The sequence below is a fragment of the Stenotrophomonas sp. YJH_SMC_120 genome, assembly GCF_059368675.1.
Map to the genome: position 1 here is coordinate 43573 of NZ_JCAFRY010000021.1, position 22538 is coordinate 66110.

At 67.1% G+C, this 22538-nt stretch carries 21 protein-coding genes; 12 read left to right on the forward strand and 9 right to left on the reverse strand.

The genetic code is table 11. The annotated features are described in order from the left end of the window. Positions 1-77 precede the first annotated feature (77 nt). The 9 genes from AC5P60_RS18480 (at position 78) to hglS (ending at position 11185) form a co-directional block, all read left to right on the forward strand. Entirely contained in the window at positions 78-1550 is a 1473-nt protein-coding gene (locus AC5P60_RS18480; protein WP_483693826.1) for a transglutaminase-like domain-containing protein, read from the forward strand. Positions 1551-1601: 51 nt separating this feature from the next. Then, the gene (locus tag AC5P60_RS18485) at positions 1602-4625 is read left to right on the forward strand and encodes a TonB-dependent receptor (RefSeq protein ID WP_012478953.1); all 3024 of its coding nucleotides are present in this window, start codon (positions 1602-1604) and stop codon (positions 4623-4625) included. A gap of 55 nt (positions 4626-4680) precedes the next feature. Continuing rightward, the gene (locus tag AC5P60_RS18490; protein ID WP_483693825.1) at positions 4681-6234 is read left to right on the forward strand and encodes a serine hydrolase domain-containing protein; all 1554 of its coding nucleotides are present in this window, start codon (positions 4681-4683) and stop codon (positions 6232-6234) included. After that, positions 6167-6880 carry a M15 family metallopeptidase gene (locus AC5P60_RS18495; protein WP_483693824.1) on the forward strand — a complete coding sequence of 238 codons (714 nt, stop codon included), beginning with the start codon at positions 6167-6169 and terminating at the stop codon, positions 6878-6880. Before AC5P60_RS18490 ends, AC5P60_RS18495 begins: the two co-directional genes overlap by 68 nt. A 399-nt stretch (positions 6881-7279) precedes the next feature. Next, positions 7280-7651 carry a hypothetical protein gene (locus tag AC5P60_RS18500; protein ID WP_049403718.1) on the forward strand — a complete coding sequence of 124 codons (372 nt, stop codon included), beginning with the start codon at positions 7280-7282 and terminating at the stop codon, positions 7649-7651. Positions 7652-7883: 232 nt separating this feature from the next. After that, the gene (locus AC5P60_RS18505) at positions 7884-8300 is read left to right on the forward strand and encodes an EF-hand domain-containing protein (RefSeq protein ID WP_005407824.1); all 417 of its coding nucleotides are present in this window, start codon (positions 7884-7886) and stop codon (positions 8298-8300) included. Positions 8301-8384: 84 nt separating this feature from the next. Further along, the gene (locus AC5P60_RS18510; protein WP_033833656.1) at positions 8385-9137 is read left to right on the forward strand and encodes an HAD family hydrolase; all 753 of its coding nucleotides are present in this window, start codon (positions 8385-8387) and stop codon (positions 9135-9137) included. A gap of 31 nt (positions 9138-9168) precedes the next feature. After that, positions 9169-9657, forward strand: a complete 489-nt coding sequence (locus AC5P60_RS18515; RefSeq protein WP_184014264.1) for a hypothetical protein — start codon at positions 9169-9171, stop codon at positions 9655-9657. A 166-nt stretch (positions 9658-9823) separates the two neighbouring features. Continuing rightward, positions 9824-11185 carry a 2-oxoadipate dioxygenase/decarboxylase HglS gene (gene hglS / locus AC5P60_RS18520; RefSeq protein ID WP_483693820.1) on the forward strand — a complete coding sequence of 454 codons (1362 nt, stop codon included), beginning with the start codon at positions 9824-9826 and terminating at the stop codon, positions 11183-11185. Positions 11186-11266: 81 nt separating this feature from the next. On the opposite strand, the gene scpC is transcribed toward hglS, so the two are convergent. After that, positions 11267-12781: a succinyl-CoA:acetate CoA-transferase ScpC gene (gene scpC / locus AC5P60_RS18525; RefSeq protein WP_012509864.1), complete on the reverse strand. Its 1515-nt coding sequence runs from the start codon at positions 12779-12781 to the stop codon at positions 11267-11269. Positions 12782-13203: 422 nt separating this feature from the next. Here scpC and glnE point away from each other — a divergent pair, with 422 nt between their 5' ends. After that, positions 13204-15999, forward strand: a complete 2796-nt coding sequence (gene glnE / locus AC5P60_RS18530) for a bifunctional [glutamate--ammonia ligase]-adenylyl-L-tyrosine phosphorylase/[glutamate--ammonia-ligase] adenylyltransferase (RefSeq protein WP_049403716.1) — start codon at positions 13204-13206, stop codon at positions 15997-15999. A gap of 271 nt (positions 16000-16270) precedes the next feature. Here the strand turns inward: glnE and AC5P60_RS18535 are convergent, their stop codons facing one another. The 6 genes from AC5P60_RS18535 to AC5P60_RS18560 form a co-directional block, all read right to left on the reverse strand. Further along, positions 16271-16831, reverse strand: coding sequence for a queuosine precursor transporter (locus AC5P60_RS18535; RefSeq protein ID WP_483693819.1), 561 nt, complete (start codon positions 16829-16831; stop codon positions 16271-16273). A 75-nt stretch (positions 16832-16906) separates the two neighbouring features. After that, positions 16907-17419: a hypothetical protein gene (locus AC5P60_RS18540; RefSeq protein ID WP_049403714.1), complete on the reverse strand. Its 513-nt coding sequence runs from the start codon at positions 17417-17419 to the stop codon at positions 16907-16909. Positions 17420-17451: 32 nt separating this feature from the next. Continuing rightward, a complete protein-coding gene (locus AC5P60_RS18545) occupies positions 17452-17946 on the reverse strand; it encodes a hypothetical protein (protein ID WP_005407832.1) in 495 nt (164 codons plus the stop codon). Between the two features lie 19 nt (positions 17947-17965). Next, a complete protein-coding gene (locus AC5P60_RS18550) occupies positions 17966-18817 on the reverse strand; it encodes a DUF2145 domain-containing protein (RefSeq protein ID WP_483693818.1) in 852 nt (283 codons plus the stop codon). A gap of 48 nt (positions 18818-18865) precedes the next feature. Then, complete coding sequence (locus tag AC5P60_RS18555; protein WP_005407834.1) at positions 18866-19096, reverse strand: hypothetical protein; 231 nt, start codon at positions 19094-19096, stop codon at positions 18866-18868. Positions 19097-19249: 153 nt separating this feature from the next. Continuing rightward, positions 19250-20209, reverse strand: coding sequence for a mitochondrial fission ELM1 family protein (locus AC5P60_RS18560; protein ID WP_483693817.1), 960 nt, complete (start codon positions 20207-20209; stop codon positions 19250-19252). Positions 20210-20335: 126 nt separating this feature from the next. Here AC5P60_RS18560 and AC5P60_RS18565 point away from each other — a divergent pair, with 126 nt between their 5' ends. Both AC5P60_RS18565 and AC5P60_RS18570 read left to right on the forward strand, forming a co-directional pair. Then, positions 20336-20926 carry a malonic semialdehyde reductase gene (locus AC5P60_RS18565; RefSeq protein WP_005407836.1) on the forward strand — a complete coding sequence of 197 codons (591 nt, stop codon included), beginning with the start codon at positions 20336-20338 and terminating at the stop codon, positions 20924-20926. Positions 20927-21012: 86 nt separating this feature from the next. Next, positions 21013-21720 carry a YceI family protein gene (locus AC5P60_RS18570; protein ID WP_005415047.1) on the forward strand — a complete coding sequence of 236 codons (708 nt, stop codon included), beginning with the start codon at positions 21013-21015 and terminating at the stop codon, positions 21718-21720. A 199-nt stretch (positions 21721-21919) separates the two neighbouring features. Here AC5P60_RS18570 and AC5P60_RS18575 read toward each other — a convergent pair whose 3' ends face one another. Together AC5P60_RS18575 and AC5P60_RS18580 are read right to left on the reverse strand one after the other, a co-directional pair. Continuing rightward, positions 21920-22321 carry a hypothetical protein gene (locus tag AC5P60_RS18575; RefSeq protein ID WP_049397243.1) on the reverse strand — a complete coding sequence of 134 codons (402 nt, stop codon included), beginning with the start codon at positions 22319-22321 and terminating at the stop codon, positions 21920-21922. A gap of 90 nt (positions 22322-22411) precedes the next feature. Next, on the reverse strand, positions 22412-22538 hold a 127-nt coding region (locus tag AC5P60_RS18580), incomplete at its 5' end, for an integrase core domain-containing protein (RefSeq protein WP_146257439.1).

Below are 22538 nucleotides of genomic sequence, written 5' to 3' on the forward strand. Positions count from 1 at the left end.
AAGCAAGAATAAATTATTGACCGGCATCCCGGCCCGTGTTACACAGCCGTTACCACCCGCGCTGGGGAAGTGTCGCTGTGGATCCTGCCGTTCGCAAACCGCGTCTGCCTGCTGCTGCCGGCCTGTGTGCCGCGCTGCTGCTGTGGGCGTCGGCCACGCAGGCGGCAGACGGGCGCAGCAGCCAGCAGCGTGCGCGCGAAACGCAGGTGATCGACCTGATCGACAGCGGCCGCTTCAGCGACGCCGATGCGCTGCTGGCGACCGGGAGCGATGCTGCCGAAGGCACGTTCCAGCGTGAGCGCATGCGCCGCATCCGCTTGGATTTTTCCCTCGATGAATCCGCCGCCAAGTCTGCCGTGCGTCGCTGGATTCCGGACCTGACCGACGAGGAATTCGCGCGCTGGGACCAGCTCGGCCTGATCGAGCATCTGGATATCGATGGCACGCGTTGGTATTTCAAGCGCGCACCGTCGAACCTGTTCCTGCTCAGTGACGAAGCACGCGCACGCCGCCGCGCGGATGCACCGATGTCACCGCCGGGCCCGAACGAAGTGCTCAACGCGCACCACGCGCGCGTGCTTGCCGCAGCCGAACAGAGTGGCCAGGCGTCCGTACTGCCGCAGCGCATTGAGTTCACCCAGTCGCTCACGGTGAAAGCCGATGCCGTCCCGGCGGGTGAAACCGTACGCGCCTGGATTCCATACCCGCGCGAGATCCCGGGCCAGCAGGAACAGGTGCAGTGGCTGGGCAGCGCCCCGGGCAAGGCACGGGTGGCACCGGCCAGTACCCTGCAGCGCACCGCCTACCTGGAAGCCAAGGCCGTAGCCGGCAAGCCGACCCGGTTCGAGATACGCTATGCGGTAACGGTCTTCGCGCGACACACCGCGATCGATCCCGCGAAGGTGCTGGCCACCCCGAATGATCCCGCATTGAAGCCCTATCTGGCCGAGCAGCTGCCGCATGTGCGCTTCACCCCGGCGCTGAAGCTGTTCTCCGACCAGGTGCTGCAGGGCGAGACGCGCCCCTATGAAGTGGTGCGCAAGCTGTTTGCCGCCGTGGACCGCATTCCATGGGCCGGTGCGCGCGAATACTCGACGCTCAGCAACATCAGCGATTACGCGCTGCGCGCCGGCCATGCGGATTGCGGGCAGCAGACCCTGCTGCTGATCGCGCTGCTGCGCATGAACGGCATTCCTGCACGCTGGCAGTCGGGCATGGTGTTCTCCGACGATGGCAGCGGCTACAACAACCTGCATGACTGGGGACAGGTCTACCTGGCGCCATACGGCTGGTTGCCGATGGACGTGACCACCGGCGCGCTTGCCAGCGATGTGCCGGCCCTGCGCGATTTCTATCTGGGTGGCCTCGACGGCTACCGCATTGCTTTCAACGACGATTTCGGCCAGCCCTTGGTGCCGGCCAAGCAGCACTTCCGCTCGGAAACGGTCGACTCGCAGCGCGGCGAGGCCGAGTGGGCAGGCGGCAACCTGTACTTCGACCAATGGACCTACGACTTCCAGTGGCGGGTACTGCCAGCCAGGCAACGCTAGCGCGACACATCGCATTCCACACCATTCAATTCTTGCAGGAGAGAGCAGGGGATGAAGGCTTACAGCATCAAGCGGGCGGCGTTGTGCGTCGCCCTCGGGGCGTGTCTGGGCGTAGTGCTGCCCGGCATCGCGATGGCACAGAACGTGAGCGGTGCAGTCGCCGGCCGTGCAACCGCCGGTGACCAGGTGACCGTGGTCAGCAGCAGCACCGGCCTGACCCGTACCGTCACCGTAGGCGCCGATGGCAGCTACCGCCTCGGCCAGCTGCCGGTGGGCGACTACCAGCTGCAGCTCAGCCGCGATGGCCAGAAGCTGGGCGACCAGGTATCGGTGAGCGTTGCCGTCGGCGGTACCACCACGGTCAACCTGGGCAGCGGCGGCGGTGTCACCAACCTGGATGCACTGCAGGTGGTTGGCACCCGCGTGGTCAACCGCGTGGATGTGTACTCCACCGAAACCTCGTTCAACATCAACCGCCAGGAGATCTCGCGGCTGCCGGTGGCGCAGGACCTGTCCGCGGTCGCGCTGATGGCGCCGGGCGTGGTCGGCGGCAACTCGTCATTCGGAGGCCTGTCGTTCGCCGGTTCATCGGTGGCCGAGAATGCGGTCTTCATCAACGGCCTGAATGTCACCGACATGTATACCCGTCGTGGCTTCAGCACCGCGCCGTTCGCCTTCTTCAAGGAATTCCAGGTCAAGACCGGTGGCTACTCGGTCGAGTTCGGCCGCTCCACCGGTGGCGTGATCAATGCAGTGACCCGTTCGGGCAGCAACGAGTTCGAAGGCGGCGTTGAAGTCACCGCCGAGCCCAGTGCGTGGCGCGCCAGTGGCGGCGATCATTTCCACCGCGATGGCACCCCGCATTCCTACGGAAGCCGCGACAACAACTCGTTCCTGAAGACCAACGTCTGGGGCTCGGGGCCGATCGTCAAGGACAAGCTGTTCCTGTTCGCGATGTACGAGGACCGCAGCGACAAGGGCCACAACACCTCGTCAGATGGCAGTACCTGGTTCAAGAACGACTCCGGCAACGGCTTCTGGGGCACCAAGCTGGACTGGAACATCAACGACAACCACAGCCTGGCGCTGCTGGCGTTCTCCGACGAGGGCGATGTCACCAACGCGTCGTACGGCTACAACTGGAATGCGGACCGGATCGGTTCCTGGGGCGGCGACTCGGTCACCGAGACCGGCGGCCGCAACTGGTCGGCCACCTACACCGGCCACTTCGGCCAGAATTTCACCGCGCGCGCCATGGTCGGCCAGAACAAGCAGCGTGCCTTCACCAATTCGTCGCTGGACCAGGCCTGCAGCCCGGTGTTCACCGACAGCACCTACGGCCCGCGGCTGGGCAAGCTGCAGGGGCTGCGCGCGGGCTGCCACCCGACCGGCGCGGCGGTGGCCGAGCGCGATGACACCCGCGATGTCGCGCGCCTGGATTTCGAATGGCAGCTCGGTGATCACCTGCTGCGCTTCGGTGTCGACCGCGAACTGATGACCACCAAGCAGTCCACCCGTTATCCAGGGCCGACCGAGCTGAGCTACACCGCCTACGTGGCGCGCCCCGGCGATGAAGTGTGGGATGGCGCAAACGCCTACGTACCGGCTGGCGTCACCGAGATGCTGCGCGCTCGCAACCGCCGCTCCGGCGGCACCTTCGAGACCGAGGCCAATGCCTTCTATCTGGAAGACATCTGGAACATCACCCCGAACCTGATGCTGAACCTCGGCGTGCGCTGGGACCGCTTCGAGAACCGCACCGCCGCCGGCAAGGCGTTCATCAAGATGGACGACCTGATCGCGCCACGCGTCGGCTTCTCGTGGGACATGCGCGGTGATGGCAGCACCAAGCTGTTCGGCAACGCCGGCCGTTACTACCTGCCGGTCACCAACAACATCAACGTGAACTTCGCCGGTGGCCTGACCGACGAATACAGCTATTACGTGCTGAACGGCTGGGAGCAGAAAACCTCGCCGACCGGTTCGCCGTACATGGCACCGATCGTCGGCCAGCAGATCGGGCCGACCGACACCCGCATGAACACCGGCGGTGCCGACCTGCGCCAGAGCGTGGACCGCGACCTGAAGGCGGTCTACCAGGACGAATACATCCTGGGCTTCCAGAACATGATCAACCAGGCCTGGTCGTGGGGCGTCAATGCCACCTACCGGCGCATGACCCGCGCACTGGATGACATCCGCATCAACTACACCCCGTGCGGCCCGACCCCCAGCACGCTGTGGCCGATCGCCAACCCGGGCGAGAGCCTGACGATCTGGGGCGACAAGAGCATCGGTTGCGCCAACGAAGGCTGGATCACCATCGACACCGCCAACAGCGGCTATCGAAAGGGCGGCAGTGGCGAGGTGATCGGTTACTCCAAGCCCAAGCGCACCTACAAGGCGCTGGAGTTCCAGATCGACCGCGCCTGGGACGAGAAGTGGATGTTCAACGCGTCCTACCTGTGGTCGAAGAGCGAGGGCAACTTCGAAGGCCCGGTAAATTCCGATACCAACTACGGCGACACCGGCATGGTGCAGTTCTGGGACCACCCGGCCACCAATGAACGCTATGGTGTTCTGTTCAACGATTTCCGCCATCAGTTCAAGCTGCGTGCCGCGTATGCGCTGAACAAGCAGTGGTCGTTCGGCACCACGCTGCAGGTGCAGTCCGGTGGCCCGATCACCGCCTACGGCGTGATGTGGCCGAACGACTCCATCGCCGGTGGCAGCACGTCCAGTGAAGGCAGTGGTGGTGGCACCGGTTGGCTGTGCGTGGCCAACTGTTCGGGCCCGTACAACCAGCGCCAGTTCGAGTACAGCCCGCGCGGCGCGTTTGGTCGCCTGCCGTGGACCTGGACCATGGGCGCCAACGTGACCTGGCGCCTGCCGGTGGAGGGCATCGACCTCAGCGCCCGGTTGTCGGTGTACAACCTGTTCAACAACCAGAAGACCATCAACGTGCACCAGCGCTACGAGGCGCAGCCCGGCCAGTATCGCGAGGCGACGTTCGCTACCGGTACGCGCTGGCAGGCACCGCGCTACACCCAGCTGGTGGTGACCTGGAACTTCTGAGGCCACGATCCGCGCCGTCCACCGTGACGGCGCGGGCAATGGAGGGGCTACCCGCATGCACCACCTGCTGATCCTCGCGGCGGCACTGGCCGCACCGTCCGCTTCGTCGGTCGACAGTCCAGCCATCGAGGCCGACATCGCGACCGTGGTCCGGGCCGAGCATCTGCCCGGGCTGGCCATGGCGGTGGTCGACAACGGGCAGGTGGTCTATCGCCACGCCGAGGGCGCGCGTGGCGATGGCGGCCGCATTGACGAGGACACGCTGTTCAAGATCGCCTCCAACAGCAAGGCGATGACCGCCGCGCTGCTGGCGCGGCTGGTGCAGCAGGGCACGCTGCGCTGGGATGATCCGGTGCAGCGGCACCTGCCGGGCTTCCGCATGCACGATGCGTGGGTGGGCGAGCAGATGCAGGTGCGCGACCTGCTGATCCACAACAGTGGCCTTGGCCTGGGCGCCGGTGACCTGATGCTGTGGCCGGAGCCGAACGCGTTCACCCGTGCCGACATCATCGCGGGGCTGGCGCACCTGAAACCGGTCAGCAGCTTCCGCAGCCACTATGCCTACGACAACCTGATGTATGTGGTGGCCGGCGAAGTGGCGGCGGCAGCGGGTGGCAAGCCGTATGACCAGCTGATGCGCGAGCAGGTGTTCGAACCACTGGGCATGACGCGCTGCCAGGTGGGTGCGTGGTCGGTGAAACGCGTGGGCAACGTGGCACAGCCGCATGCCTGGCGTGGTGAGCGCAACGAGGTGGTGAACGCCGATGCTGCGATCAGCCCGGACCTGCCCTCGATGGCGGCGGGAGGCATCCGTTGTTCGCTGCGCGACATGACACGCTGGATGCAGGTGCTGCTCGATCCCGCGCTGGTGCCGGACTGGCTGGACAGCGAGCAGCGGCGCACGCTGTGGACCCTGCACATGCCGATGCCGTTGGGTGAACGCCAGAGGCGCTGGGACAACGCGCATTTCTACGGTTATGGATATGGCTGGCGGGTGTCGGACATGGACGGGCAGTGGAAGGTGGCGCATACCGGCACGTTGTCGGGCATGTACTCGTCGCTGGCATTGCTTCCTGACCGCAGGGTCGGCGTGGTGATGCTGATCAACGGCGAAGGCGAGGATGCACGCACGGCGCTGATGCAGGCCACGCTCAAGCGCTTCACCGCACCAGACGATGCGCGCCCTGCGATGGAGTACCTGGCCGAACTGAAGGCTGACCGGGCAGCGCAGTCAGCATCTGGCCATCAACGGCCAGCGACCACCGCCGCACAGCCGGCACGCGGCAATGACCTGCCGCATTGGCAGGGCCGCTACTCCGACCCCTGGCTGGGCCCGGCTTCGCTGTGCCCGGGCAAGGATGGCCTGCGCTTCAGCGTGGACAAGTCGCCCAGGCTGCAGGCCACGGTGCTGCAACTGCAGGGGCGCTGGCTGCTGCGCTGGGATACGCTGGGTGAGGAGGCGCAGGCGTGGCTGCAGCCGGGCCAAGGCCCGGCGCCGACACTGGACCTGCGCGCCATCGATCCTGACATCGACTTCAGCTATGACTTCCAGGACCTGCATTTCACTCGTACTGGCGACTGCTCTGGCGGCGACCGCCAACGCCGCTGAGCCACCGCGCGTTTCGCCGGCCACCGATGCGGCCAGCGCCGGATTGGTGGAGATCCGCACGTTGTCGCCAGGCATCGACATGGACATCCGATACGCCAATGCCAACAACTTCACCGGCGCGCGCGTGCCCGGCTATGAGGCGCCATCCTGCTACCTGCTGGCGCCCGTGGCGAAAGCGCTGGCGCAGGTAGAACAGGATCTGCGCGCGCAGGGCTTTGGCCTGCGCCTCTACGACTGCTACCGGCCGGTGCGCTCGGTGCAGGCCTTCATGGCCTGGGTGAACGATCCGCGCGAACTCTCGCGCAAGGCACAGCAGTACCCGGACCTGGACAAGCCACGGCTGCTGGCCGACGGCTACATCGCCGAGCGCTCTAGCCATAGTCGTGGCGCCACGGTTGATCTTGGCCTGCTGGATTGCCGCACTGGCGCCTGCACGCCGCTGGACATGGGCACCGACTTCGATTTCTTCGGCCCGCGCGCGCATACCCGGACGAGCGGGTTGAGCACTGTGCAGCAGGCGAACCGCCAGCAGCTGGTGCAGGCGATGGCGCGCCGTGGCTTCGTCAACTATCCGCAGGAGTGGTGGCATTACACTCTGCAGCCCGAACCGGATCCCGGCACCGCGTACGACGTGCCAGTGCTTTAGGTGGTATCGGCAGGGCTGCGCCCTGCACCCGCGGTAGTGCCGGCCGCTGGCCGGCAACATCAGACGCAACAGCAACAGCGTGCGTTCCGTGGGTTGGCTGGGCGGTGCCGGAGTGCGGGGACGCCGTAAATCCGTCCATGGAGGCTTGGCAGCCGCATCCATGCGGCTGACACCCCGCACTCCGGCACCGCCCAGCCTCTGACAGTTTCCCGCGCGGTCCGTTGTAGAGCCGAGCCCATACTCGGCTGCTCTTTGTTCGTCGGCTGCTTCTTGTTCAATCGTCGCGATATTCGATCTCGATGGAGATTCATCCACGCATGGCGTGGATCTACTGTGGCTACCGGATTGGGTCCGGGGCAGATCCCTTACACTGGCCGCCTCTTCATCCCTGCCCACCCGATGAACCTTCCTCTGCACTTCGGCCTGCTCGGTACCCTGGAAGCCGGCGCCATCGCCCTGCTGGTCGGGCTGCTGGTGTACTCCCTGTGGTCGCAGCTGTGCCGGCTCCTGCACTGGACAGCGGGTCACGCGATCGGGTGGTCCTGTGTCATCGCCGTGATCATCTCCGCCGGCATCGATGCATGGAAGCTGTTCTACATGGGCATCGTGCGGCTGGAGTCGCCGCTGTACGCGCGCCTGTTCCTGGCAACCATCCACGATCCGAACGAACTCGGCAGCCGCGTGGTGCTGGAAATCGCCGGTGCGCTCGCCGGTGTTGCGCTCGGCTGGGTGTTGTTCAGTTCGCGGTCATCGGAAAAAACCGTCGACTGACGCAGGTTTTTCGTTGGTTGCCGGTTAAATCCGGCAGCGCTGAATGCGCATCTTATGAGCTGCTCACTTGCTGCTAACCACCGTGCTAATGCATGCGCGGGGGCGAGTGGTTAATGGTGCGTGTTGACGCGGGTCGCGGGGCAAAATCGATTCAGAAACGGGGTGGCAGGGTAGGTGCCGTGCGGAGACAACACGCCGCGCAACACCACCCAATTGGCAGGAGACACCCCTGATGACTATTCGCAACCGCAAGCCCCTGATCGCCCTGATCGTCGCCGCTGGCAGCGTGCTGGCCATTCCGGCGATGGCCCAGTCGGCCAAGCAGCAGGCGGCGCATGCGCAGAACGAGGCCGCGCAGGCCCAGCAGGCGGCTGCACAGGCCGGCCAGGCCGCCGACCAGGCGACCAACGCTGCCGCAGCCGCATCGGCGCAGGCCAACGGCGGTGGCCAGACCTGGGCCAGCATCGATACCGATGGCAACGGCACCATCAGCAAGACCGAGGCGCAGGTGAACGCGGGCCTGGCCCAGGTGTTCGACCAGGCTGACACCAACAAGGACGGCGAGCTGAGCGCCGATGAGTACAAGGCCTATGTGGCCGCCCAGCAGGCCGGCGCCGGCGGCGCAGCGCAGGGTGCGCAGGGCAGGTAAGACCTGTATCGGGGCGTATGGGAACCCGGGCGGCTTCGGCCGCCCGGGTTTTTTTCGTCATCGCCACCCCTGTATCCTTGGCCGATGAACACCTCCACGCCTGCGCCGTCGCGCGCCATCGGCCTGGTCGGTTTTGACGGTGACGATACGCTGTGGAAGAGCGAGGACTACTACCGCAAGGCCGAGCAGGATTACCTTGACCTGCTGTCGCGCTACGTCGACGTGCATGACACCCAGACCGCGCGCCACCTGCTGGAAGTGCAGCAGCGCCACCTGGGCACCTTCGGCTACGGCGTGAAGAGCATGACCCTGTCGATGATCGAAGCGGCCATCGACATCACCGGCCAGCGCATCGAAGCGAAGGACATCCAGCGCATCCTCGATATCGGCCACGACACCCTGCGCCACCCGGTCGAGCTGATCGACGGTGTGCGCGAAGCCGTGGCGGCCATCGCCGAGCACTACCCGGTGGTGCTGATCACCAAGGGCGACCTGTTCCACCAGGAAGCGAAGATCAAGGTCGCCAACCTGGGCGAGCTGTTCCCGCGCATCGAGATCGTCTCGGAGAAGGACCCGCAAACCTACGCCCGCGTGCTGGCCGAATTCGACCTGCCGATGCAGCGCTTCGTGATGGTCGGCAACTCGCTGCGTTCGGACATCGAGCCGGTGGTTACCCTGGGTGGCTGGGGCGTGCATACCCCGTACGCGGTGACCTGGGCCCACGAGACCCAGCACGGCGTGGCCGACGATGAACCTCGCATGGTCACCGCCGATACCGCCCACGACTGGCCGGCCGCACTGGCGGCGATCGAAGCCAAGGCCGCTGCGGCGGCCTGACAGGGCCCGGCGGCTGCGGCAGAATCGGGGCATGAATTACCGACTGCGCGTGTTGCTGTTGTCCCTGCTGCTGGCGCCGGCCACCGTGCTGGCCCAGCAGACCGCCGAGCGTTCGGCTGCGTATGAGGTGGCAACCGGCGACAGCTGGGTTGATGCCCAGCTGCAGGACATCAACCATTACGCCGAACGCTACCCGGATGCCTTTCTCGATGAGGTATCGCGCTATGCCGACGTGCCCCGTGGCTACATCAGCGCGCTGTTCACCACTCATGGCTGGCAGGCCGGGGATATCTATTTCGCCTGCTTCTGGGCCAAGGCCAGTGGCCAGACCTGCCGCGACAGCGTGCGCGCCTTCAGCCAGGACCCGGACGGCGGCTGGGAAGTGGTGGTAAAGCGGATGCCCACCAGGCCGGACAACCTGCATTACCGTGCCGTGCGCCACGCCATCGTGGCCAGTTACCAGCACTGGGACCGTCCGATCACCCTGGATGCCACCCTGAAGCGCCAGCTCAAGCGGTAGTGCCGGCCGCTGGCCGGCAATTGCACCCTTCCAGGCATCCGGAGATTGCCGGCCAGCGGCCGGCACTACCGGTTTGTTTCATGTTGCTCTGCATATCGCCGCCACCGCGCGCTCCGGCGACAATACGGGTCCGAGCTGTTCCCCCGTTCCCGTAATCGAGTGACTGATGAGCGCCTCTTTGGTTTCGCCTGATGTGATCCGCCGCCTGTTCGCACAGGCCATGTCCCGCATGTACCGCACCGAAGTGCCGCTGTACGGCACGCTGGTGGAACTGGTGGAGCGGATCAACGCGCAGGTGCTGGAGCAGGATCCGGCGCTGGCCGCGCAGCTGCAGCGCAACGACGAGCGTGCGCGCCTGGACGAAGAGCGCCATGGCGCGATCCGCGTCGGCACCGCGCAGGAGCTGGCGACGCTGCGCCGCCTGTTCGCCGTGATGGGCATGTACCCGGTCGGCTACTACGACCTGTCGGTCGCGGGCGTGCCGGTGCATTCCACCGCGTTCCGCCCGCTCACCGGCCTCGCGCTGGCGCAGAATCCGTTCCGCGTGTTCACCTCGCTGCTGCGTCTGGAGCTGATCGAAGACGCAGCGCTGCGTGCCGAATCGGCGAAGATCCTTGCGCGCCGCCGTATCTTCACCGAGGGCGCGCTGGCGCTGATCGACCAGGCCGAGCGTGACGGTGGCCTGGCGCAGGCCGATGCCGAGCGCTTCGTCGAGCAAGCACTGGAAACCTTCCGTTGGCACGGCGATGCCACGGTCGACCTGCCGACCTACCACGCGCTGCACAACGCGCATCGGCTGGTGGCCGACGTGGTCAGTTTCCGCGGCCCGCACATCAATCACCTGACCCCGCGCACGCTGGACATCGACGCTGCGCAGGCGGCGATGATCGAACACGGCATGGCGGCCAAGGCGGTGATCGAAGGCCCGCCGCGCCGCGCCTGCCCGATCCTGCTGCGCCAGACCAGCTTCAAGGCGCTGGAAGAGGCAGTGCATTTCCCGGACGCGGAAGGTGGCGATGCCGGCACGCATACCGCGCGCTTCGGCGAGATCGAACAGCGCGGCCTTGCGCTGACCCCGAAGGGCCGCGCGCTGTACGACCAGCTGCTGTCGCAGGCACGCGATGCCGGTGGCGAAGGCAGCACCGGCGGCGACTACGGCCAGCGCCTGCAGGCGGTGTTCGCCAGCTTCCCGGATGACCATGACACGTTGCGCCAGGAAGGGCTGGGCTATTACCGCTACCAGCTGACCGACGCCGGCCGTGCCGCGCCCGAGCGCGTGGCGGATCTGCCGGCTGAAGTGCTGGTGGCCGCGGGCCTGGCGACGGCCGATCCGATTGTCTATGAGGATTTCCTGCCGGTCAGCGCCGCAGGCATCTTCCAGTCGAACCTGGGCGGTGAAGAACAGCGCGCCTATGCCGCACACGCCAACCGCGAGGCCTTCGAGCAGGCGCTGGGCGTGGCGGTGAATGACGAGTTCGAGATCTACGAGCGGCTGCAGGCGGAATCGCTGGCGGCGCTGCGCGGGTAAACGGCTTGCCGTGAAGCCGAGCCATGCTCGGCTGCACAGGGAAGGAGAGTCGAGCATGGCTCGACTCTACAGACGCGGGCCTCAGCCCTTCATCGTTCCGGTATCCAGCCAGCGCTGGTGCCACGACAGCGCTTCCGGCAGCAGGTGCGGGGTGTGCTTGCCGTAGCTTTCGCGGCTGGCACGGTCGAAGTAGTCCTGCAGCTGCGGGCGGAAATCCGGGTGCGCGCAGTTGTCGATCAGCACCTGCGCGCGCTTGCGCGGGGTCAGCCCACGCAGATCGGCCAGGCCCTGTTCGGTGACGATCACCGACACGTCGTGCTCGGTGTGATCGACATGGCTGGCCATCGGCACGATCGCCGAGATGGTGCCGTTCTTGGCGGTGGATGGGCTGAGGAACGCCGACAGGAAACCGTTGCGGGCAAAGTCACCCGAACCGCCAATGCCGTTCATGATCCGCGTGCCCATCACGTGCGTCGAATTGACGTTGCCATAGATGTCCACCTCGATCATGCCGTTCATGCCGATGCAGCCCAGGCGGCGCACCAGTTCCGGATGGTTGGAGATTTCCTGCGTGCGCATGATGATGCGCTCGCGGTAGAAATCGATGTTTTCCTTGAACGTCTCGTTGGCCTGCGGGCTCAGCGCAAAACCCGTGCACGAGGCATAGCTCAGCACGCCGTCGCGCAGCAGGTCGAGCATGCCGTCCTGGATCACTTCGGTGAACGCGGCCAGGTCGCGGAAACCACTCTTGGCCAGGCCGGCCAGGACCGCATTGGGAATATTGCCCACGCCCGACTGCAGCGGCAGCAGGTTCGGCGGCAGGCGGCCCTTCTTCACCTCGTGCTTGAGGAACTCGATCAGGTGCGAGGCGATCTGTTCGCTGGTCGCATCGATCGGGCTGAACGGGCTGTTGCGGTCCGGGCCGTTGGTACGCACCACGGCCACGATCTTGTCCGGGTCGCAGCGCAGCGCGGTATCGCCGATGCGGTCGTTGGCGTTCACCAGCGGAATCGGCTTGCGGTGCGGCGGCAGCGCGGTGCCGTAGTAGATGTCATGCATGCCGTCGACGCCAGCCGGCTGCCATTCGTTGACCTCGACGATCACCTTCTTCGCCAGGTCCAGCCAGGTCTTGTTGTTGCCGACCGAGGTGGAGGGCACCAGCGAGCCATCTTCGCGGATGGCCGAGACTTCGATCACCGCAGTATCGATCTCGCCGTAGAAGCCGAACCACACGTGCTGGGCAACGTGGCTGAGGTGGATGTCGATGTAATCCAGCTTGCCCTCGTTGATGCGGTTGCGCGCATCCGGGTCGCTCTGGAACGGCATGCGCATGGCGATGCCATCAGCCTTGGCCAGCGCGCCATCGAGTTCCGGCGCGGTGGAGGCGCCGGTCATCAGGCTGATCTGGAAGGGCTGGCCCTGGGCATGCACCGCTTCGATGCGGCGGGCCAGTTCCACGGGAACGGCCTTGGGATACCCGGAGCCGGTAAAGCCGCTCATGGCCACGGTTTCACCGGGCTGGATCAGCGCGGCTGCGGCCTCTGCGGAGACCACGCGGTCACGGAGACGCGCGTTGGCGATGCGATCAACAGACATGACGACACGTGTTGCTGGGGGGAATTCCGATTATCGGCCATCCTCATCCGTACGGGGGGTTCTACCTTCGTGGAATGGCTTTTCCCCGGAGGGCTCACCCATACCCGCCGGTTTTGTTTTGCAGTGCAGCGTGCAAAGTGCTTTCGCAGCCCGCACGATGGCCCTGCATCCCGACGTGGGGGAGGGAGCAGAGCCCGCTGGCAGTTCGCTGCAAGCGGGCTTTTTTATTGCCTGTCGCCCAGTATGAATACGCGGCCTCCATTGTTGGTAATGCCGGCCACTGGCCGGCAGATCCGTTGACTTGGTAGTGCCGGCCGCTGGCCGGCAGATCCGATGATGCTGCCGAAGGTTACCGGGGTTGCCGGCCAGCGGCCGGCACTACCGGGTCCGTTGCGTCCCGACCGGGTCGATACAATCAGCCCATGACCCTCGCCCCCGCTGATCTGCCCGCCTCCCTGCAGCCTCTTGTCGACCGCGCCCTGGCGCGCCTGGCCCAGGTCCTGCCCGAGCCCATCCCGGCCGACCTGCTGCCGTTGCTGACCCGGCTGGCGGTGACCAGTGACTTCGCGCTGGACACCCTGGTGCGGCAACCGGCGCTGCTGGCGCAGCTGGCCGCGCCCGGTTGCCCGCCGATCCCGGCGCCGGTGCTCGATCCGCTACAGCCCAGCGACTGGCCGGCACAGCTGCGGCGCTGGCGCACCGCCATGTCCACGCGGCTGATCTGGCGCGACCTGGCCGGCCTCGACGACGTGCCGCAGACCCTCGCCGGCGCCACCACCCTGGCCGAAGACTGCCTGCGGCTGGCACTGGACGCCCTGCAGCAGGAATTCGCCCAACGCCACGGCGTGGTCCGCGATGGCGAAGGCACCCCACAGCAGCTGGTGGTGTTCGGCCTCGGCAAGCTCGGCGGCGGCGAGCTCAACTTCAGTTCCGATGTGGACCTGGTCTACGCCTACCCGCACGGCGGCGAATCCGACGGCGCGCGCGCGCTGGCCGCCGAAGAGTATTTCGCCCGCCTCGGCCAGCGCCTGGCCAAGCTGCTGGACGAAACCACCGTCGATGGCTTCAGCCACCGTGTCGACCTGCGCCTGCGCCCGTTCGGCAGCGCCGGCCGCGTCGCGCTGTCGTTCGCGGCGATGGACCAGTATTTCCAGCGCGAGGGCCGCGACTGGGAACGCTACGCGTGGCTGAAGGCGCGCGCGGTGGCCGGCGACATCGCCGCCGGTGAAGCGTGGCTGCAGACCCTGCGCCCGTTCGTGTACCGCCGCTACCTCGATTTCACCGCGCTCGATGGCCTGCGCGAAATGAAGGCAGCGATCACCGCCGAGGTCGCGCGCCGCGAGTTGCACGAGGACATCAAGCGTGGCGCCGGTGGCATCCGCGAAATCGAATTCCTGTGCCAGGCGTTGCAGCTGATCCGCGGTGGCCGTGAACCGGCACTGCGCGAGCGTCGCCTGCTGGTGGCGCTGGATGCACTGGTCGCCGCCGGACAGATCGCGCCCGAGGATGGCGCCGCACTGCGCGAGGCTTACCTGTTCCTGCGCCGGCTGGAGAACCGCTTGCAGATGCTGCGCGACGCGCAGACCCACGTACTGCCCAGCGACGCGCTGGACCGCGAACGCATTGCCGTCGGCCTCGGCTATGCGGACTGGAACGTGCTGCGCGCGGCGTTGGCCGAACAGCAGCAGCGCGTCAGTACTGAATTCGCCGCGCTGCTGGCGCCGCGCAAGGGCCAGGCCGCGCCCGACGCGCTGGCCAATTACTGGCGCAGCCTGCCGGAAGGCAGCAATGCACCGCTGCTGGCCGAAGCCGGCTTCCTCGATGCCAACGGCGCCGACCAGTCGCTGCGTGATTTCGCCCAGGGCACCGGCGTGAAGTCCTTGTCCGATGCGGCGCGTGCGCGGCTGGATCGCGTGCTGCCGGCACTGCTGCATGCGGCCACGCGCTCGCCACAACCCGACGCCGCGCTCAAGCGTGTGCTTGGCCTGCTGCAGGCGGTGCTGCGCCGGACCAGCTATCTCGCGCTGCTGGACGAGCAGCCCAGTGCGCTGGCGCGGCTGGTGGATGTGCTGGCGCGCAGCGCGCTGCTGGCCGAGCGCCTGGCGGCGTATCCGCTGCTGTTGGACGAACTGCTGGACGTACGCGTGTCCGGGCCGATGCCGGATGCCGCCGGCATGCTGGCCGAGTGCCAGCAGGTGTTGGCGGTGGAGGATCCCGAATCCGCGCTGCGCTGGCTCAACGAAACGCGGCTGGCGCTCAGCTTCCGCATGGCGATGGCTACGCTGGATGGCCGCCAGGGCGCGGTGGACAGCACCCGGCAACTGGCCGAACTGGCGCAGGCGGTGGTGGTCACCGTGCTGGCGATGGCCGAAGCGGACATGCACGCCGCACACGGCGGGATTCCCGGCGGACGTTTCGCGATCATCGGCTACGGCAGCCTGGGTGGGCTTGAACTGGGCTTCGGTTCCGATCTGGACCTGGTATTCCTGCATGACAACCCGGCCGGCGTGGATGCCAGTGATGGCGCGCGCCCGCTGGAGCCGGGCCGCTGGTATGCACGCCTGGCGCAGAAGGTGATGGCGTTGCTTGGCGCAGTCACGGCTGCCGGGCGCCTGTACGACATCGACGTGCGCCTGCGCCCGGATGGTGGCAAGGGTTCGCTGGTGTCTTCGCTGGCCAGTTACACCGAATACCAGCGCGAACGCGCATGGACTTGGGAACACCAGGCGCTGGTGCGCGCACGCGGCGTGGCCGGCGATGCCAGCCTGCTGGCCGACTTTGAGCAGGTGCGTGCACAGACGCTTGGGCGTGAGCGCGACATGGGTGTGCTGTATGCCGACGTGCTGAAGATGCGCGGCCGCATGCGCACCGAGCTGGACCGCAGCGATGCCGCACGGCTGGACCTGAAGCAGGGTGCTGGCGGCGTGGTGGACCTGGAGTTCCTGCTGCAGACCGGCGTGCTGGCACGCAGTGCGCAGCATGCGGCGCTGCTGCAGCCTCGCGATACGCCGTCGTTGATCGATGCGCTGGCGGTTGTCGGTTTCCTGCCGGATGCCACCGCGCAGGCACTGCACGGGGCACATGCCACGCTGCTGGACGTGGGCCTGGCCTGCACGCTGGATCGGCGCCCGCGGTTGGCGCCGACCACGCCTGCGATTGAAGAGGCGTGTGCCGCGATTACGGCAGCGTGCAGAGCCGCGGAGTTGCCGTTCGCCTGAGCGGGGGCAAATGCTGCAACAGCTTTGAGTGGGTGCGGACCGTTGGTCGGCACCCACCGGATCAATGGCCCTGCGATGGCCCGCCGTTGGTAGATGCCAACCTTGGTTGGCATGAATGCCAAGCGCCAACCAAGGTTGGCGACTACCGAATCAATGGCCCTGCGATGCCCGCTTCTGGTAGGTGCCGACCGCTGGTCGGCACAATCTGTCGGCAGCGATGAGTTCTGCAGGGCGTGCCAACCAAGGTCGGCACCCACCAGAGCATGTGCGGTCAGCTGGTGGCCCGCAGCGGCGCCATCTTCCATAACAACGCGCGGAACGGGGCCAGCAGGCAGACGCCGATCGCCAGCTTCACCGCCAGGTCGCCCGCTGCCCAGCTCACCCACGGCAGGGCGGAACCGGCAAACGCGATCGACCAGAAAATGGTGGTATCCACCGTCGCGCTGCAGGTGGTGGCCACCATCGGTGCGCGCCACCAGCTGCCACGACGCAGGCGGTCGAACATGGTGATGTCCAGCAGCTGCGCCACGATGAAGGCCGAGCACGAGGCAATGGCGATGCGCGGCGTGGCCACCCACACCGACAACACCACCGCCACCAGGAAGCCGATCCATGCCACGCGGCGCGCCGGGCCCGGGCCGAAGCGGCGGTTGATCAGGTTGCTGACCAGGAACGCGACCGGATAGCTGAAGGCACCCCAGGTCAGCCAATCGTTGATCGGGTACTGCACCAGTACGTTGGACAGCAGCACCACCGCGCCCATCGCCAGTACCGCCAGCACCAGGGCGCGGGCGGTCAGCGGGGCAAACACAGGGGCAGGACGCACGGACATGGCGAGCCAGGGGGACAAAGGGGATCGCCCATTATCCGCCCGGCCCGCGGCAAAGCCAAAACCGGTCGTTCAGCTTTACAGCGCTTCGCTCATCACGTCGCCAGCGGCGTAGGCGGTGGGCACGTAAGCCAGTGCCTGGCCCTGCGCGCTTTTCACGGTCCAGCCGGCACCGGCTTCGGTGGGGTCGAAGTGCACCTGCTGGCCGACCACGAAGCCTGCCGCCTGGTCTTCGTGCACGTGCGCCGGCCAGCGCAGGGTGGCGGTCTGGTCGGCCTTGTCCGGCACCTGCAGCTGTACCTGGCGCTCGCCCTCCGGCGTGGTCTCCACCTTCTTCACCTCCATCGGCGGCAGCGGCACTGCCTTGGTGCGCGTGGCCCGGCCGTTGCGTTCGCTGGCCTTGAACGGCGCCTTGGACAGTTCTGACAAGCCCATCGAGGCCGCCAGTGGCAACGACAGCACCACGAACGACGTCACGATCACGCTGGCCTCGCTGCTGTTCAACTGCGGCGCGGCGCCAGCATGGACAGTGGGCGCCAGCAGCGCCGAGAGCAGCAGGGCGGACGGGGGAATGCGCAGGCAACGGAACATGGAGACCTCCTGGTCAACGTGGGGGCGGCGGCTCAGCGCCGGGTATCGAAAATGTCGCGCGGGCCGGTGGCCTCGGGCAGGTATTCCAGCGGGCGGCCCTGGTTGTCCTTCACCTGCCAGCCCTGGTCGGTGCCGGTCGGCTCGAAGTTCACGGTCTGCCCCACGGTGAACTGCACGGCGGGATCGCCGGGGCGCTTCGGCCACTGCATCGACGCGGTGTTCTGCGGGTTGTTGGCATCGCGCAGCAGCACTTCGCGGCGGCCGTCGACGGTGGTGGCGATGGCGCTCACCTGCATCTGCGGCAGCTTCACCGATGCGCCGTGGCCGGGCGGCAGCCCGGCATCCCGGGCTTCCTTGGCAGCGGCGGCGCGCGCGGAAGCCACCAGGGGCGCGGACATTTCCAGGCTCGGCCCCTGCGGGCCCGGGTCCTGCAGGATGATGATGCGGCGTTCGGCATGGGCGGTGTTCGCGCCGAGCAGGCCGGCAATGATCACCATCGACATCAGGGAAACAGGCAGCGGACGCATGTCGTTCTCCTCGCGGGATTCAGGGTGTAGCGGCAGCAGCACCGGCCACCGGCACATGGGGGATCACCAGTTCCTGCTGCAGCTGGCTGCGCTGGTGCAGGAAGTCGAATACCGATTCCACTGTCACCACCGAATAGTTGCCGGAAATGCGTTCGCCGGCGGGGTGGTCGGTGGTGGTGGCGTTTGCAATGAACAGGCGTGCACCCACGCGCTTGCCCAGGCCGATATGCAGCACGCTGGGCTGGTACTTCTGCTGGCGCAGCCACTGCTGTGCCTGTTCGCGCTTGACGATGGCCGGCGCGCCTTCGGCCTGCGCCATCGCCGCCGCCAGCACTTCCAGCACCCACTGGTTGGAGTTCTGGTAGTCGGTCGCGAACGGGTAGGCGACCACGTTGTACCTGGTTTCGTGCAGCGCCTTGGGCTGGATCGAGGGCGACACCAGCATCGCCTTCAACGCAGAACGCAGCGGCGCCGCCGGCACGCCGATGCGCAGGTCGGTATGGCCGCCGCTCTCGCCGACGAAGTTGCCCAGCCCTTCGTGGTACAGCTGCGAGCTGTCGGTCTTGCAGCGGTTGAGCAGGTGCATCGCGCGCCAGCGGCCATCGTCCTCGCGCAGCAGGAAGGCCAGGTGGCTGTGGCGCAGGCCGTAGCGGCTCAGATCCTGGCCGCCACGTGCGGCGACCACCACGTCCACATCGGGCAGCGCATCCAGGCGCTCGGCGGTGGTCCAGGCCACGTCCAGCATCGCCGCCTGCGAGGCGACGCTGGGGTAGCGTTCGCGGCACTCGGTGCTGTTGGCCCATGCCGGTGCGGTCGCCAGCAGGCTGGCGATCAGCAGGGCGGCGCGGGGCAGGCGGGAGAAACGATCCATGTCGATACCTTCAACGGCGGGCAGGCCCGCGCGCCGATCATACGCCGGTCAGCGCAGCGGGCGGTCCAGGCCCTTGCGCTGGAGTTCCTTGTCGCAGGCGTCGCTGATCGGGGCCACCGGCAGCGGCGGACGCTGGCCAGTCTTCGGATCGCGCAGCGCCGGCTGTTCGCGGTACGCGTCCAGCTGCTGCTGGCATTGATACGAGATCGGATCCAGCTCGGTGGGCGTGGTGGAGCAGGCAGCGAGCAGGGCCAGAGGCAGCAGGAGCAGGGTGCGCATGAAGACGTTCAGCGTGATGGGGGACGCTGGACTCTAACCGCACAGTCGGATCGAAATGTTCAGAAAACGCTGCGCACCCGGTAGTGCCGGCCGCTGGCCGGCAACGTCAGGATCTTCGGTAGCGCGTAGAGCATTGCCGGCCAGCGGCCGGCACTACCCCAATGCCAGGCGCTGTTTCACTTCCGCCGCCACCCGCGCGGTTTCGCGCAGTGGTTCGATGCGGTCGTAGTGCCAGTCCAGCCAATGCGCCTGCAGCCGCCCGCGCTCGCGCAGCTGCTGCTGGAAGCGCGCCAGCCGACCCTGCGCGGTATCGGCCAGCGCCACCATCACCGGCATGCGCGTGGCGCAGGCCTCCGAGAGCAGGTTCACCGAATCGGGCGAGACCACCACGCGGTTGGCCCAGCCGAGCAGGCCGCCATAAGGATTCGTACCGTCGCCGCCGTCGCCCCAGATCACGTGCGGCAGGTCGGCGAACGTCGCGCGCAGGATCTCGGCCAACGCCGGCGGCGTGCGTCGCGAGGTGGTCGCCAGCAGGCTGCCGCCTTCGCTGCGGATCTGCTCGGCCAGCGCCTGGAACACGCCCACCATCGCCGTTTCATCCCACGGCGCCAGCGGCGTCGGTCCACCGACAAGCAACGCGGTGCGCGGGCCGGGCAAGGTACTGAAGCCGGCGAACGCGGCGCGGCCCCAGGCCAGCCAGTCGTCGTCCACCGGGTTGAGGCTGCCGAGCAGGGTCAGCACGTTGCTGCCACGCAGGGCATCGTGTTCGGGCACCACCACCACATCCCAGTGGCGTGCGCCGATGCGCGGGTCGAGGATCTGCACCACCTGGCTGCCACGTGCGCGCAGCACGCGCAGTGCGCCGGCGGCCTGGCGGCCACAGCCGATCGCCAGCGCCGGGGCCTCGGCAGCCAATGACGCGAAAGCCTCGCCATAGCCGTTCACATCACCCGGCAGGCGCCGCGGCGATAGCCAGCGCCAAGGCGCGCGGGGCTGCAGGACCAGCGGTCGGTGGGTGCTCTGGCGCAGCGCCGAGGCCAGCGCGATCGCCTGGCGGACATTGCCCGCACGGCCGTCAGTGACCGTCCATGGCGCGCTCGATCGTTTCACCATTGGCATTAATTCGTTTCAGCCCTGCTGGGTGTTGCAACAGTCGCGACACTCTACACTGCGGCTCGTCGTTTCGCCCCGCGCCGCCCGCGGGCACTGACTTCCCTTAGCCGCCCTGGAGATCCACCGATGTCCCACGCGCTCGACGCTGCTGCCCTCGACCAGCTGTTCCGTACTGCCCGCACCCAGAACGCCTTCCTCGACAAGCCGGTCCCGGCCAGCCTGCTGCAGGAACTGTACGACCTGGTGAAGTGGGGCCCGACCGCCGCCAACACCACGCCGGCCCGCTTCGTGTTCGTCACCTCGAAGGAAGCCAAGGCCAAGCTGGCCCCGGCCCTGTCCGAAGGCAACCACGACAAGACCATGGCCGCTCCGGTCACCGCCATCATCGGCTTCGATCTGGATTTCCACGAGAAGCTGCCGTACCTGTTCCCGCACACCGATGCCAAGGCCTGGTTCGACGGCCCGCAGGAAGGCCGCCACGAAGCCGCCCTCCGCAACGGCAGCCTGCAGGGCGCCTACCTGATCCTGGCCGCGCGCGCGCTGGGCCTGGATGCCGGCCCGATGTCCGGCTTCGACCCGGCCAAGGTCGACGAAGCCTTCTTCGCCGGCACTTCGATCAAGTCGAATTTCCTGGTCAACCTGGGTTACGGTGACCCGGCGGGCCTGTTCCCGCGTCTGCCGCGCCTGTCGTTCGACGAAGCGGCGCGCATCGCGTAAGTCGCTGTATCGGTTTCGGGCCTGCTGTCCCGTGGCAGGCTCTTGCTGCACCGTGTACCCACCCTACGATCCGGAGAGTTCCTGAGATGAGCGCCACCCGTAAACTGCTGCTGCCGCTGGCCCTGACCCTGGCCATCGCCGCCTGCTCCAAGCCGGCCGACACCGCTGCCCCGGCTGCCGATGCCGCCGCCCCGGCCACCACCGAGCAGGCCGCCACCCCGGCCGCCGATGCCGCCGCTGCCGCGCCGGCCGCCGAAGCGATCAAGATCGCCTCGGGCACCTACAAGCTGGACCCGAGCCACACCGACGTGCTGGCCCAGTGGAGCCACTTCGGCTTCTCGAATCCGAGCGCGCACTTCGGCAACGTTGAAGGCACCCTGGTGTACAACGCCGAAGACGTGACCAAGTCCACCGTGGAAGTGAAGCTGCCGCTGAGCGGCCTGAACAGCTTCACCGCCAAGTTCGACGAGCACCTGAAGAGCGCCGACTTCTTCGACGCCGCCAAGTTCGCCGATGCCACCTTCAAGAGCACCAAGGTGGAAGCGGCCGGCACCAACAAGCTGACCGTCACCGGCGACCTGACCATCAAGGGCATCACCAAGCCGGTCACCCTGGACGTGACCGTCAACGGCGGCGGCGAGCACCCGATGGCCAAGGTTCCGGCCGCCGGCTTCGATGCCACCACCACCCTGAAGCGCAGCGATTTCGGCGTCGGCGCGTATGCCCCGAACGTCAGCGATGAAGTGAAGATCCGCATCACCACCGAAGCCACCGGCGAAAAGCCGGCGGCTTGATGCACCCCGCTCACTCGTCGTGAGAAGGCAGAAGGCCCGCTGAAAAGCGGGCCTTCTTTTTGGGTGCCGGTAGAGCCGGCCGCTGGCCGGCTGCATGCGGGGTGCCCGATGCTGATGGGGTTGCCGGCCAGCGGCCGGCACTACCCGGTAGACGCCAACCTGCATCTGGTGGGTGCGGACCGTTGGTCCGCACGATCCCTCAGCGCAACGCGCCCAACCATGCCACGCACGCTTCGCTCGGGCTCTGCTTGGCCTTCACCGCCAGCCCGCTCACGCGCACGAAGGTCTGTGCGGCCTGCGCCACCACCTGGCGTGCGATCAGCGCTGCCTGCTTGGTCGCGGCCTGCTGCTTGCGCAGTTGCACGATGTGCACCGACGGTCGGCCCACCGGCGCGTACTTCTGGTCGCGGCGCAATACATCGGCCACCTGCGCCACTTCGAATTCGGCCTGCAGGTAGCGGTGCTGTGCCTCCACCAGCTCACGCAGCGGCGTGCGCAGTGCGGCGGTGTCGGCGAAGGCGGCCAGTGCCGCATCGCAGGCGGCGTCATCGGCAAAGCGGGTACGCAGCGCATCCACGCTGGCCAGGGTCAGTTTGGCCATGTGGGCCTCGTTGCTGCAGGAAAGGAGCGCGATTGTCGCATTGCTTGGCGTGTTCCGGAGCGGCGGTCTTCCGTTTGGTAGAGTCGACTGTTAGTTGTGTAAACCCACCACGTTGTTCAGCAGGACTCTGGAAATAGGTGGCTGGCCACCGATCCCCATGTGAGGGCGGTGCCAGTTGTAGTGGTGCAGCCATTGGGTCAGCACGGAATTGCGCTGG